Source organism: Pantoea sp. RCC30.1, assembly GCF_058148845.1.
On the sequence record NZ_JBXUHX010000014.1, the window covers coordinates 45,404 to 59,398 of the forward strand.

At 55.6% G+C, this 13,995-nt stretch carries 12 protein-coding genes; 5 read left to right on the plus strand and 7 right to left on the minus strand.

Features of this window, described 5'->3' with window-relative positions; all coding sequences use genetic code 11:
- Positions 1–396: 396 nt before the first annotated feature.
- Positions 397–1,026: an NADPH-dependent F420 reductase gene (locus AC2LB6_RS13800; protein ID WP_490093939.1), complete on the minus strand. Its 630-nt coding sequence runs from the start codon at positions 1,024–1,026 to the stop codon at positions 397–399.
- Positions 1,027–1,128: 102 nt separating this feature from the next.
- Here AC2LB6_RS13800 and AC2LB6_RS13805 point away from each other — a divergent pair, with 102 nt between their 5' ends.
- Positions 1,129–2,037 (plus strand): LysR family transcriptional regulator, encoded by a 909-nt coding sequence (locus AC2LB6_RS13805; protein WP_490093940.1) that lies wholly within the window; start codon positions 1,129–1,131, stop codon positions 2,035–2,037.
- A gap of 9 nt (positions 2,038–2,046) precedes the next feature.
- Here AC2LB6_RS13805 and AC2LB6_RS13810 read toward each other — a convergent pair whose 3' ends face one another.
- The 3 genes from AC2LB6_RS13810 to AC2LB6_RS13820 form a co-directional block, all read right to left on the minus strand.
- Positions 2,047–3,327: a DUF445 domain-containing protein gene (locus AC2LB6_RS13810; protein WP_490093941.1), complete on the minus strand. Its 1,281-nt coding sequence runs from the start codon at positions 3,325–3,327 to the stop codon at positions 2,047–2,049.
- 26 nt (positions 3,328–3,353) lie between these two features.
- Complete coding sequence (locus AC2LB6_RS13815) at positions 3,354–4,856, minus strand: helicase HerA-like C-terminal domain-containing protein (protein ID WP_490093942.1); 1,503 nt, start codon at positions 4,854–4,856, stop codon at positions 3,354–3,356.
- Between the two features lie 119 nt (positions 4,857–4,975).
- The gene (locus AC2LB6_RS13820) at positions 4,976–6,553 is read right to left on the minus strand and encodes an ABC transporter substrate-binding protein (RefSeq protein ID WP_490093943.1); all 1,578 of its coding nucleotides are present in this window, start codon (positions 6,551–6,553) and stop codon (positions 4,976–4,978) included.
- A gap of 689 nt (positions 6,554–7,242) precedes the next feature.
- On the opposite strand from AC2LB6_RS13820, the gene AC2LB6_RS13825 reads away from it, so the two are divergent.
- Genes AC2LB6_RS13825 through AC2LB6_RS13835 form a run of 3 tightly spaced genes read left to right on the plus strand, consistent with a single transcriptional unit; the run spans position 7,243 to position 11,044 of the window.
- A complete protein-coding gene (locus AC2LB6_RS13825) occupies positions 7,243–7,971 on the plus strand; it encodes a gluconate 2-dehydrogenase subunit 3 family protein (RefSeq protein ID WP_490093944.1) in 729 nt (242 codons plus the stop codon).
- Positions 7,972–8,007: 36 nt separating this feature from the next.
- A complete protein-coding gene (locus tag AC2LB6_RS13830) occupies positions 8,008–9,777 on the plus strand; it encodes a GMC family oxidoreductase (RefSeq protein ID WP_490093945.1) in 1,770 nt (589 codons plus the stop codon).
- 4 nt (positions 9,778–9,781) lie between these two features.
- Positions 9,782–11,044, plus strand: coding sequence for a c-type cytochrome (locus AC2LB6_RS13835; protein WP_490093946.1), 1,263 nt, complete (start codon positions 9,782–9,784; stop codon positions 11,042–11,044).
- Between the two features lie 49 nt (positions 11,045–11,093).
- Here AC2LB6_RS13835 and AC2LB6_RS13840 read toward each other — a convergent pair whose 3' ends face one another.
- From AC2LB6_RS13840 to AC2LB6_RS13850, 3 genes are all read right to left on the minus strand, one after another.
- Entirely contained in the window at positions 11,094–11,762 is a 669-nt protein-coding gene (locus AC2LB6_RS13840) for a MarC family NAAT transporter (RefSeq protein WP_490093947.1), read from the minus strand.
- Between the two features lie 15 nt (positions 11,763–11,777).
- The gene (locus AC2LB6_RS13845) at positions 11,778–12,413 is read right to left on the minus strand and encodes a hypothetical protein (protein ID WP_490093948.1); all 636 of its coding nucleotides are present in this window, start codon (positions 12,411–12,413) and stop codon (positions 11,778–11,780) included.
- 131 nt (positions 12,414–12,544) lie between these two features.
- Positions 12,545–13,054, minus strand: coding sequence for a YjjA family protein (locus AC2LB6_RS13850; RefSeq protein WP_490093949.1), 510 nt, complete (start codon positions 13,052–13,054; stop codon positions 12,545–12,547).
- A gap of 532 nt (positions 13,055–13,586) precedes the next feature.
- Here AC2LB6_RS13850 and AC2LB6_RS13855 point away from each other — a divergent pair.
- On the plus strand, positions 13,587–13,988 hold the full coding sequence (locus AC2LB6_RS13855) for a YsnF/AvaK domain-containing protein (RefSeq protein WP_490093950.1): 402 nt from the start codon (positions 13,587–13,589) through the stop codon (positions 13,986–13,988).
- The last annotated feature ends 7 nt before the right edge of the window (positions 13,989–13,995 follow it).

The following is a 13,995-nucleotide window of genomic DNA, read 5'->3' on the forward strand; positions in this document are numbered from 1 at the left end:
TACCGCCCGCGGATAATGCCTCTTTACGGATTTTCACACAGCCACTGGATCGTTCAACCGATCATTTCTGTCTTAACTGAGCCACCGTTTATCACCTGGCGCAGACCACAAAAAAACCTGCTGGTGAGGCTTAATGCTTGTCAGTTAAGCTTTTAAGAACGCCGCAGCGGGTAACACTGCGGTTTCTTTTTTACCGCCCGCGGATAATGCCTCTTTACGGATTTTCACACAGCCACTGGATCGTTCAACCGATCATTTCTGTCTTAACTGATCGGCATTACGCGAAAGCGGCCTTTTTAGTTGGCTAACCGCGCCAGCTCAGGGAGCATACGTTTATTAGCCGTCTGCGAATGACGGTTTCAGCGGCTTTTCTCTATTCCCACCGGCTTTTTATGCTTAACGCCGGATGGTCTCCTGGAGTGTCCTGATGAGTTGTTCTTTATTGAGTGCCACGCAATAGGCAGGCGTCGCACGCTCGAAACGCCAGCCTTCCGCTAACGCGCCCGCATCCACCGCATCAAACCCAAAGGCATCATAAAGTGACGTGACGATGGCCTTTCCTTCGCTGTCATCTCCCGCCAGAGGTAGCGCCTGACGATTCGCATCGCCCGGTGGCAGGCCCTGGGTTTCCAGATCGGTCATGCGGATGGCATTAAATGCCTTGGTGATGCGGCTGTCAGGAAGCAGGCCGGCAAGCCGTTCACTGGTACTGATGCCGCCACTGAGTAGCTCTTCGATGTCGCCATCGCGGTCGGGATAGTAATTGACCGCATCAAGCACGATTTTTCCCCGTAACTCCGCTGCCGGCAGTTGCTCAGTTGCCGTGAGCGGCACAGCGATCACGACCACTTCGCCGAAATTTGCAGCCTCGATGGTGGTACCGGTTTCGCAACCAATCATCGGTTTCAGACTGAACAGCGTTCGTGGATCGCGCGAGTTGCTGAGCATCGCCTCATGTCCCGCTTTAATTGCCAGTTTTGCAATCGCCCGGCCAACAAAGCCTGCGCCAATAATGCCTATTTTCATGGGTTGTTCCTCAATGAGTTTTCACGTCCTGACCTTAATTAAAAACAGGAGGTGAATAAATCGACAAACGGACGCAATATAAACAACCAACAGGAGGGAATAATGGATCGCCTTACCAGCATGAACGTATTTGTTACCGTCGCGGAATCAGGTTCGTTTGCCGCCGCCGCCGGACAACTGCTCATCTCACCGCAAATGGTGGCGAAGCATATCGCCGCGCTGGAGAGGCATCTCGGCACGCTACTTCTGCATCGCACCACGCGACGACAAAGCCTGACGGATGTGGGCCGCAACTATTACGAACGCTGCAAAATCGTGCTGGCAGAAGTGCAGGAAGCGGATGCGATCGCGCTGGATATGCAGCAGCGGCCGTCCGGTACGCTGAAGGTCAGCGCCCCGGTGACCTTTGGTTCTTTCAGCCTGGCGCCGTTTGTGACCCGCTATCTTGATCGGTTTCCTGAAACGCAGGTCGATCTTGAACTCAGCGATCGGCTGGTTGATCCATTTGAAGAGGGTTATGAGGTGGTGATCCGGATTGGTGCGCTGGCGGACAGTTCGATCATCGCCCATCCATTGCAGCCCTATGAGCTGATAGCCTGCGCGTCGCCCGCCTATCTGGCGCGGCGCGGCGTTCCAGCCACGCCAGCAGATCTGGAGAACCACGCCTGTCTCGTTTATGGCATCTGGTCACCTTCAAAACCCTGCCGCTGGGTGTTTACCCGGGCGGGTAAGGTCGAAGAAGTACATCCGCAGGGGAGAATGCGATCGAATGACTGGAAAGCGCTCCTTCATGCGGCGCTGGAAGGCTATGGCATTACTCTGGGACCGGCCACCATTCTGGCTGAAGAGATCAGACAGGGACGGCTGGTCCAGGTGCTGCCCGATTATGCCGGGCCAGCACGTCCCATGCATGTGCTGATCCCGGCGGGCCGTCGCCAGACGGTGAAAATTCGCAGCTTCGTGAGCGCTATTGTCACCCGGTTTGGCCTCTATCCACCTGCATCAGACTAAACCAGGCGGTTAGCGGCTCAGCAGCGGGATTAACTGGGGCAGCTGCGACAGCAGATAGAGAATCAGCCCGATGGTGCCGCCTACCAGCGTGCCGTTGATGCGGATAAACTGCAGGTCTTTGCCGATATTAAGTTCGATCTGCTGCGACATGTCGCGCGCATCCCAGCTTTTCACCGTGTCGCTGATATGACGCGTCAGGAAGCTGGCGAACTCTGGCGCAACGCTGCGTGCGGCCTGTTCCAGATGCTGATTCATCGAGTCACGCAGCGCCGGATCGGCCGCCAGGGTTTCGCCCAGCCACAAGGCTGCACCACGCACCTTCTCCTGCACCCGTGAATCATCACTGCTGAGATCCGCCTTGAGCCAGTTGCGCATGTCATTCCACAGCTCGCCGATGTAGCGGTTGAATGAGGCATCCTCTTTCAGCCAGCCTTTGATCTCTTCGGCGCGTTCGGCCATTTCCGGGTCGTTCTGCAATTTAACGATCAGCTTATCGACCGCCCGGTTAAAGCCGAGGCGCAGCTCATGGCCCTGATCCAGCGCCACATCATCCAGCAGTGAATCGACCGCGTTCGACACCAGCTCGGCGCTGTGTTCGCCCAGCCACTCGGTCGGCAACATTTTGGCTTTGATCGGATGCTCGCGTTTCAGCCAGCGCACCAGTTGCAGGGCAATAAACTCGCGTGTACTGGGCTTATGCAGCAGCTTCAGCAGCTGTTCGATTGCCGCATCCAGCAGCGCCTGATGACGGTTGTTTTTCGTCAGGCTCTCCAGCAGCAGGGCGCTGGTCTGGCTGAGATCGACCTTGTCGATGGCACGATGCACGGCGCGGCGCATAAAGGTCTGGATTCGCGCATCATCGGTGAGATCGAGGAAGCCACGCATCACCTGCAACAGATGGTGGCCGATGCGGTCCGAGTTGCCCGGCGCATTCAGCCATTGCGCCAGCAGGTTTGAGGGATCGTGACGGCGAATCAGATTCAGCAGGGAATCGGTATCAAGAAACTTCTCCTGCACAAAGCGACCGAGGTTTTCACCGATACGATCTTTGTTGCGCGGAATGATGGCGGTATGGCGCGAGATAAAGGGCACCGGCACGCGCCGGAACAGCGCCACCACCGCGAACCAGTCCGCGAGTGCGCCGACCATCGCGGCCTCCGCAATCGCTTTTACGCCGCTGACCCAGAAGCCGGGCGGCAGGAAAAGGGTGACGATGAAAGTCGCGGCGGCGAGCAGCAACAGCAGCAGCGCCAGACGTTTGGTCCGTTTGAGTTCGTGTTGTTTATCCATAACCTGATCTTAGCAGAGAGCCGGGCTCATCGGCGACGGCCACCCAGCAGGCTGCCGAGTATCCCACGGATGATTTGATTCGTAATCTGACGGGTGGCGCTTTTGGCCATGGTCTGCACCACACCGTCGTGCTTGCCGCCGCGCGGCCCGGTGCGGCCAAACAAAATCTCTTTCAGCCCGCCGAGGATGCCATTGTCGACCGCGACATCGTCGCCTTTAGCCGTTGGCGCACTGGTCTCATCGCTGGCGGCCTGGAAGCCTTTTTGCAACGTCTCAAACGCCGATTCGCGATCGACTTCGGTGTCATATTTACCATACAGCGGGGAATGGTTGATCAGACCGTTACGTTCATCGCCGGTGACCGGACCCATGCGCGAGCCCGGTGCAATCACCATGGCGCGTTCCACTACCGACGGGCTGCCTTTGGCATCCAGGAAGGAGATCAGCGCTTCGCCGGTGCCCAGCGCCTGAATCGCCTCGACGCTGTCAAATGCCGGGTTGGCGCGCAGGGTATCGGCGGCCGTTTTCACCGCTTTCTGATCTTTGGGGGTGAAGGCGCGCAGGGCATGCTGGACGCGGTTGCCGAGCTGGCCCAGCACTCTATCCGGAATATCTGCCGGGTTCTGGGTGACGAACCAGACGCCGACGCCTTTAGAACGGATCAGCCGCATCACCTGTTCGATTTTTTCCAGCAGCACCGCGGGTGCGTCGGTAAACAGCAGGTGCGCCTCATCAAAGAAGAAGACCAGCTTTGGCTGATCGAGATCGCCTGCTTCCGGCAGATGTTCGTAAAGTTCCGACAGTAGCCACAGCAGGCTGGTGGCGTAGAGTTTGGGCATCTGGTAGAGCTTCCCGGCGGAGAGGATGTTGATCACACCTTTGCCGTTGCTGTCGACGCGCATCCAGTCGGCGATATCCAGCATCGGTTCACCAAAGAAATTTTCCGCACCCTGTTGCTCCAGCGTCAGTAAGCCGCGCTGGATCGCGCCGACCGAGGCGCTGTTGATGTTGCCGTAGTGGGTCTGGAAGCTTTTGGCGTTGTCACCGATGTACCGGGTCATGGCGCGCAGATCTTTGAAGTCCAGCAGCAACAAACCCTGATCATCGGCGATGCGAAAAATAATCTGCAGCACCCCGCTCTGCACCTCATTCAGGTTCAGCAGTCGCGCCAGCAGGAGCGGCCCGAGATCGGAGACGGTGGCGCGCACCGGATGGCCTTGCTCGCCAAAGATATCCCACAGCACCACCGGATTACTCTGGGGCTGCCAGTCGGTGACGCCGATTTTCGCCAGTCTCTCCTGCAGCTTTTCGCTGGACTGGCCCGCCATCGCCACGCCGGTCAAATCACCTTTAACGTCGGCCATAAAGACCGGCACGCCAATGTCGGAGAACGATTCTGCCAGCTTCTGCAGCGTGACGGTTTTACCGGTGCCGGTCGCGCCAGTGATGAGGCCGTGGCGGTTAGCCATTTGCGGTAACAGATGAAGTTCGACGTCTGGCGTACGAGCAATCAGTAGCGGGGAAGTCATGATTTTCCACTCTCAGGCTGAAGGTTATGCCTGAAGGATAGCAAGCCGGAGCGGCACAGGAGGAGAACAATTCGTGAAAAACGCGGCCGCTGCCCAGGAAGCAGCGGCCTGAACCAGAGTTATTTCTGCACCTCTTCAAAATTCAGCAGGGTGACACCAATGCCCTGCTGCAGATGGCTAAGGTTGCTACGCACTGCCACCTGGGTCGCACCCTGTAACAGCACGACAAACGGCGAATCCTGCTGGACGCGGGTTTGCAGCCCGGTGTAGAGGTTGCGGCGTTTCACGGCGTCGCTTTCACCAGCGGCGGCGCGGGTCTGGGCGCTGAGTTCCGGAATGGACCAGCCGACGCGCCACGCCAGGGTCTTGCCGCCGCCCGGAACATTGGAGGCAAAGGTACTGGCGTTGGTGTTGGGATCGATGTAGTCCGCACCCCAGTAGGAGAATATCGCCTGGAAGTTACGGCTGCGCATTTTGCTCCACAGCTCTGATTCTGCTACCGGCTGGATATCGAGCTGTACATCTGCTTTAGCGAAGCTCGCCTGCAGCGCCTGCGCCACGTCGATATAAGGCGGCTGATTCACCACCGTCAGCGCGATATGGGTACCCGGTTTGATGCCGCCTTTTTGCAGAATCTCCTGTGCTTTTTTCAGATCGTAATGGAACGGCGTAGTCTTCAGTGCGCCATCGAAGCCATCTGGCAGGAAGCTCTGATGGATGCGGTACTGACCTTTCAGCAGCTGGTTCGCCAGGCTGTCATAGTCGACCAGCCAGCGAGCCGCCTGCCACAGCGCCGGATTCCCCAGCGCCGGCTGCTGCGGGCTTTGGGTGTTAAAGCCGATGTAATAAACCAGGCTGGACGGGAAGGCGTCGACACGCACATTCGCCACATTTTTCAGTGCGGCAATCTGATCCGGGCCGAGCTGATAGGCGACATCCACATCCCCCTGCTGGATCAGCAGACGGCGGCTGCCGGGATCGGCCACGCCCTTGAGTAATACGCGCTTCAGATGCGGCTTCTGGCTGCTGTGGGGATTGGCCTCCAGCACCAGCGCCTGGAGCGGCACAAACTGTTTGATGGCATAAGCCGCACCGCCGGCGGAGTGAATCTTCAGCCAGGCATTGCCGTAATCGTTGCTGCTGGCGTGCTCCTGCGCCAGTTTGCTATCGACGATGGAGGCGACCGGTGCGGTCAGCAGGCGCAGCGCCAGATCGCTGCCGATTTCAGCGGGCCAGCGCAGCTCAAGCTGATGGTCGTTGATCACCCTGAACTGCTGCTCGATATTTTCCGGCGTCCAGCCAAACTCGCCCAGAATAAAAGAGGGTGCTTTATTGAGTTTTACCGCACGGGTTAAGGAGAAGACCACATCCTGCGCGGTCAGCGGGTTACCGCTGGCGAAACGGGCCTGCGGGTTGAGGTCAAACACCAGGCTGTGGGGCGTTTTTCCGGCCTGCCAGCGCGTGGCGGCCAGCGGCGAGAGTTGCTGAGGATTCTGATGATCCGGCTCCAGCAGTGTCTGGTAGATATTGCGCAGGCTGCTAGTGCTGACCGTTTCAAAACTTTCCGCCGGATCGAAACTGATGATGCCATCGAGTGGCACGGCGACAACCAGCGTGTCGGCTGGCGTAGCGGCGTGTGCCAGGTGAACCAGTGCCAGAGCAGTGAATAAAGAGAGTGAGAGTCGCGTTTTGCGCATCGAGAGTTATCCTGAGTCGTTGATAGCTCTACTCTATCGGGCGCCGGATAATCTCAAAATGCCGGTTTGTTATGAGCTTTGCACAATTATTAGCGTAGAGATTCAGGCAAAGAGACAAAATAAGATAATGACGCTCAGTAATTATTTCATGATCATTTTACAAGGAGCGGAATAAAGCCGGTTTTACTCAGCCGATCACAAATTGCGCATAGTCTGATTGTATGACTATCAAAGTCACTATAGTGTTAACAATGAGAATGATTCTCTTGTATGGAAGTATGATATTTTTTTATCGGTTATTCGGCGTGATGATGACAGGGTGAAAATAATAACCTTCATTCCTGCGTCAGAATGGCTAAATACCCGATGTTTATGCGGTTTTACCCCCGATTTACGCGCTGTAAAGCTTTTACCTCTCCGTAACCCTTTCGCAACACCATGATAAACTTTCACTAAGACACATCTTAAATTCAATTTTTACATTCAGACATATCTATATCCCTAAGATTGCCAGGTTATTAACCGATAAGTTCCGTTAGTCACCGAACCATAATTCTACCTGCCCTTGTCTGTTCTGCCGTCGTCTGTGCTGCGTGCATTAATCTCTGCGGGGAGTTTTCCGCCTGCACTCAGCCTTTCAGCTTCATAACAAATAAAGCGGGTATTTAGCAGATGAGAGTCGTGCGGATATGCTGTTAGAAAAACCCACCACCAGGCGTAAATTTTTGCTCGGTTCACTGCTGGCGTTGCCATTAAGTGAACTGGTCTTCAAAGGCATTACTGCGGCACAGGCGGCAGAGATGGCCGCACCGGAGTTAGCCGATTACAAACCGATCTTTTTTAGTGCCTATGAGTGGCAGTTTATCCTGGCTGCCACTGACCGTTTAATTCCGGCAGGCGGCAAAGGCAAAGCGCCAGGCGCGCTGGAAACTAACGTGCCGATCTTTATCGATCAGCAGCTGCACAGCGAAGCGTTTGGCAGCGAAATCTACATGCAGGGGCCTTTCAATACGCAGGCCCCTGCGACCATGGGTTACCAGATCCCGTTCCGCCCACAGAAGATGTATCAGACCGGCATCCGGCTGATTAACGAGTGGTCGCAGAACACCCATCAGAAAGCGTTTCATGCGCTGACGCTGGAAGAGAAAGATGCGGTGCTGACCCAGGTTAACAAAAACGAGATCGACTTTGCCGCGCTGGGCGAAGCCGATCTTAAGCCTGCCCATTTCTTCAGCCAGCTGCTTTCAGATACCAAGCATGGCTACCTGGCCGACCCGATGTACGGCGGTAATAAAGGCATGAAAGCCTGGATCGCCATCGGATTCCCGGGCGCGCGTGCCAGCTTCACCGAGTGGGTGAAACAGCACAACGTTCCTTATCCGTTGGGTCCGGTCAGCATCAAAGGTGAACGCGCATAAAGCGCTTCCACATCAGGTATTTGAAACAGGATTATCATGGCACAGGTTACTAAAAAAGAAGTCGACGTCGTGGTCTGCGGCCTCGGCTGGGCAGGCTCGCTGATGAGCATCGAGCTGGCGCTGGCCGGTCTGGACGTGCGCGCACTGGAGCGCGGCGGCGATCGTGATTATGACGAATTCGCCTACCCGAAACCGGCAGATGAATACGCTTATGCGGTGCGCAACAAAGTGTTTGCAACGCCCGCCGAAGTGGCGGTCACCGTACGCTACAACAGCAGCCAGACGGCATTACCCACCCGTAAATGGGGCGCATTTGCACCGGGCACCGGCGTAGGGGGTTCCGGCCTGCACTGGACGGCGGTATTGATCCGCCCGACGCCGACCGATATCAAACTGAAGACCTATGTCGACGAGGCTTATAAGCCGGGCATTCTGCAGGATGACATGCGGGTAATGGACTTCCCGTTCAGCTGGGAAGAGATCGAACCTTACTACTACAAATTCGAACTGATTTGCGGCCAGTCGGGCAATACTGGCAACCTGCGCGGCAAAATCCTGGAAGGCGGCGATCCGTTTGAAGGCCCGCGTTCTGAGCCTTATCCGCTGCCTGCGCTGGATGACACACTGAACAACGTGATGTTCAAAGAGGTGGCGACCAAACTCGGTTACCATCCGTTCCCGAACCCGTCGGCTTGTGTGTCGCGTGCGTGGAAAAACCCGTACGGCAACCAGATTGCGCCGTGCAACTACTGCGGCTACTGCAGTAAATATCCCTGTCTGAACTATTCCAAAGCGTCGCCGCAGACCGCCGTAATGGATTCACTGAAGCGCATGCCGAACTTCTCCTATGAAGTGAACGCGGAAGTGATCAAGGTCGTGCTGAACGATGATAAGAAAACCGCGAAAGGCGTGATCTATATCGATGCACAGGGCAACGAATGCTTCCAGCCAGCGAAGATCGTAGTGCTGAGCAGCTTCCAGCTCTACAACGTGCGTCTGATGCTGCTCTCCGGCATCGGCAAGCCTTACAACCCGATTACCGAAGAGGGCGTGGTAGGGCGTAACTACGCATTTCTGTCCAACGGCGGCGCAACGTTGTTCTTCAAAGATAAAAACTTCAATCCGTACGCCACGGCGGGCGCCACCGGCCAGATGTTTAACGATATCTCGCCAGGCAACTTCGACGGCCCATCACTCGGTTTCCTCGGCGGCGCGAAGATCCACAGCTCACAGGCGACCGGTACGCCGATCAGCACCGCGCTGCCAAAAGGCACGCCGACCTGGGGCATGGGATACAAGGAAGGTCTGGAGGAGTGGTACGGTCATTCGATGAAGATCAGCATCACTACCACTTGCCAGTCTTACCGCGATATCTATCTGGATCTCGATCCGAACTACAACGATCACCGTGGCCTGCCACTGCTGCGCATGACCTTCAACTGGAAAGAGAATGAGCTGAAGCTGCAGCAGCACCTGAAAGGCATCGTCGGCAATATCGCGAAAGAGCTGAACCCTGACAGCATGAGCATGAGTTTCCTGCCAATGGGCGCGGATTTCGACCTGACCAAATATGTCTCTACCCACAACGTGGGCGGTGCCGTAATGGGCGATAACCCGAAAACCTCGGCGCTGAACAAGTATCTGCAGAGCTGGGATGTGCATAACGTCTTTGTGGCGGGCGGCAACGCTTTCCCGCAGAACTTCCAGGCGAACCCGACCGATACCATCGGTGCGATCACTCTGATGGCGGCACAGGCGATCAAAGATCAGTATCTGAAAAATCCCGGCCCACTGGTACAGGCATAAGCGCATGAATAAGCTGAAACTGAAGTCTTTTATTTTTGCCAACGCGGTGCTGTTAGCCAGCGGATTTGCGCTGCCGGTTCACGCCGAAGATGAAGCGCAACTCATCAGGCAGGGCGAATACCTCTCGCGGCTGGGTGACTGTATGGCGTGCCACTCGCTGCCTGGCAAGCCTGCCTATTCAGGTGGACTGGCGATTGAGTCGAACCTCGGCACCATCTTCTCCACTAACATCACGCCCGATAAGCAGCACGGTATCGGCAACTACAGCGAGCAGCAGTTCTCTGACGCGGTGCGTAAAGGGGTATTACCGGACGGTTCCCACCTCTATCCGGCGATGCCTTACCCTGATTACGCCAAAATCAGCGATGCCGATATCCACGCGCTCTACGTCTACTTCATGAAAGGCGTGCAGCCGAGTGCAGAACAGCCGCCGGAAACCGATCTGAGTTTCCCGTTCAGCCAGCGCTGGGGCATGCGCTTCTGGAACTGGGCGTTCGCGTCTGACAAGCCGTTCCAGCCGATTGGGGGCGCGTCAGCCGAAGTTAACCGCGGTGCCTATATCGTGGAGACTCTGGGCCACTGCGGCAGCTGTCATACGCCGCGCGGTCTGGGCATGAACGAGAAAGCGCTGGACAGCGGTGATGATAAATTCCTGGCAGGCGGCAGCCTGAACAACTGGGATGTGCCGTCGCTGCGTGGTCTGCCACGCTGGAGCGAGCAGGAAGTGGTCGATTACCTGCAGACCGGCCGTAACGATAAAGCGGCAGTAGGTGGTGAGATGACCTCGGTGATTGAGCACAGCAGCTCACACATGACCGACGCCGATCTGAAAGCCATCGCGGCCTACCTGAAGTTCCTGGGCGGTAACCCACCATTACAGGCGTACAACGTGCAGGCGCAGCGGGCCACTGAAGCCAAACTAACCGCCGCGAAGAACCTCAGCGAAGGTGAGCGTCTTTATCTGGATAACTGCGGTGCCTGTCACTTCGTGACCGGCAAAGGCGCCCCGGGGATCTTCCCGGAGCTGGATCAGGCGACGATCGTCAATGCCAACGATCCAACCGGATTGATCCACACCATCCTGGCCGGTGCACAGCAGCCTTCCACCGCTAAGGCCCCGTCGAAGCTGGCGATGCCAGGCTTTGGTCAGCGTCTGAGTGATGACGAAGTCGCGCAGCTGGCGACCTTTATTCGTCAGGGCTGGAGCAACACCGCGCCAGCGGTGAGCAAAGATCAGGTTGCTGAAGTGCGTAAAACGCTGAAGTAATCGGTCCTGAGTTTTCCCCTCTGCCCGTCAGGAGAGGGGAAATCCCGGATTAGTGAAAGGTGCGCACCACTTCCAGCACGCCGTTAATGATAAACTGCACGCCCATACAGACCAGTAAAAATCCCATCAGGCGCGATATCGCCTCAATCCCGCTTTTACCCACCAGCTTCATGATGGCCCCTGAACTGCGCAGTGAAATCCACAGAATCAGACTCACCAGCAGGAAGATCAGCACTGGCGCGACGGTGATGACCCAGGCCGGAAAGTCGACGCCGCTCCTCACCGTTGAGGCAGAGGAGATGATCATCGCAATAGTACCCGGCCCGGCCGTGCTCGGCATCGCCAGCGGCACAAAGGCGATGTTCACCGGTTCTTTGGTTGCCTCCTGCTCATCCAGTTTCTGCTTAGCCTCAACCGAATGGCCCGCAGGCTTAGCCGGAAACAGCATCCGGAAGCCAATAAAGGCGACGATCAGGCCGCCCGCCATCCGCAGGCCAGGAATGGATATGCCGAAAGTATTCAGCACCGCACTGCCCGCGTACCACGCCACCATCATGATGGCGAAAACATAGATAGAAGCCTGGCGCGCCTGTCGATTGCGCTCCTGGAAGTTCATCTCACCTGCCAGCCCTAAAAACAGCGCCACGGTGGTGAGTGGATTGGCGAGCGGCAGAATCACCACCAGCCCCAGGCTCACTGCTTTAATCAGTTCCAGCATGTCCGATCTCCCTGATTAGTGTTTCGGGCGCTCCAGCGCCTCAAGCAGCTCCGGGAAGAAGTCCTGCAGGATTTCGGGCGTCATCAGTTCGGGGTACTGCATCAGATGCTCGCGGATACGTTCGTTGACGTCCGGCAGCAGATGCTGGGCGGCTTCGCTGGCGGTGATTTTGTGCTTCTTCATGGCGTGCAGCAGATCGCCTGGCAACGTGTCTTCATCGTCGGCGTCATCGACCATCTCCAGCGCATCCAGCTCGTCGAACATTTCCATCAGCGCTTCGGTCTGCGGCGTGCGCGACTCATATTCACGCGGATGTTCATCTTCCAGGAAACGCAGCATGGCGCGCATCGGCGTGCCATCTGGCGTGGAAGGCGGCTCGGTAGCGAACCAGCTCAGCAACTGATGCATGGTGACCTGATGGACGCGGAATCCGCTGTCGACCAGCTCATCGGCCAGCAGCTCGGCAGTTTCGTTTTCAATCACGCAGATGTGGGTACGTTTGGGTTCGTACTGCTCCAGCCACTGGTAGATCTCTTCAATCACGCCATCGTCATACTCGAATTTTTTGTTGAGATAGCTGTCGTCCTGTTCGTGAACGCAGGCCTGAATCTGATCGGGGTCGAAGTAAAGTGCGATGTTGATGCCTTTCATGCGTGCTGTCCTGTAGAAACCAAAACAATACTATAGCGCTCAACTCCAGGTTAAGGGAATGTCAGGCATTACAGCAGAGGGGCGTTTAACGCTCCCCTCAGAGCAAAGAGGGGAGAGATGAAGAGAGGGGATCAGGAGATAAAGTTTTTGCCCTGCTTCAGCACCACGTCACAGGCTTTGGTTTTCAGCTTCTCACCCATCGGCGAGTTGCTCAGGCTTTGCAGATTGAGCTGCTGGCCGTTACCGGTATTCAGCAGACCTGCCACGCCCTGGGTGTAATCGGTTTTCTGCTCCTGCGCGGTGGTAGTGTTCAGACCGAGCTTGCTCAGCACCTGATCTTTCACCGACTGCACATTATTTTTCACCACGTTGTGTTCGACACAGTACTGCATCACACCCGCAGCGTTGGTCATACTGTTGGCGCTGACCGCTTTGTCGCCACCGCCCAGCATGCTGGAAATAGAAGAGAGCGACAGGCCGCCATTCTGCTGCGTCGTGCCGCTGGTGCTGCCGTTGTTCTGCTGGCTGAGTTGCGACGCTGCACTGCTCAGCTGATCCTGCCAGCTTGCCGCTGATGCACTGCCTGCGACCAGAAGTGCCGCCAGTCCCCATCCCCACGCGCTGCGTTGTGCTAATTTCATCTCAACCTCGGTATGTGCTTATTCAGTTTTCCTAAGAAAGGTGGAGGAGCAGAAAGTTCCTGAATTTTTTTCATAAATAGTGATTTGGGAATCTTCTGTAATAGAGCCGATGAAATATCCGGATAAGTGCGGGATTTATTATTCTGTAAAGTAATGATCGGGTGTCGGAAATTAATGTGGCCGCTGAAACATTATTTAATATCCTCGTGGCGCTCATCAGGAATTGTCCTGGTTTAAATTAAATTTACCGCTTTGCTTATCGGTGGGTTTATAAGCGATTTTGTCTGGTGAGATAATATTTACCTGATAAATTATTTTTCTATAACTTTATGTATTTTATATTGTTTTTATTTTTAGCGTAGCGGTTGATTAAGCCGGGGTGCTGGTTTTTAACACGGTCTTCTGTACCGTAATTAAATTCATCTGGAGGGTTTTTTTTATTATTCCGGCTTGCGAAATCAGCCAGAGTGTTCATGCTTAATCACTGTGTCAGGCAGTTGTGGACGATATTTAATTTAACGGGAGCGATATTATGGCTGGACAGCCAGAGCACAATAAAAATGCAGACGTCACGCTTAAACTCGCTGAAGAGCAAATAGCCCTGACGAAGCAAAAGATTGTGGATGGACATGTCCGCGTTACCCGTTCCACAACTGAGCATGACGAGGTCATCAGTACACTGCTTAACCGGGAGAAGGTTGAGGTTGAGCATGTAGCAAAAGGGCAGCCCGTTGAAACGATGCCCGAAATCAGGGAGGAGAACGGTGTACTGATTGTCCCGGTAGTAGAGGAAGAAATCCAGATTGTCAGAAAGCTGGTGCTTAAAGAGGAGATCCACATCCGAAAAGTGCAGGAGAATGTTCCTTTTCAGGAAGTGGTGACCCGACGTAAGCAGCAGGTGAATGTTGAGAGAGATGACGATCAAATCAGCTAACAGAGAG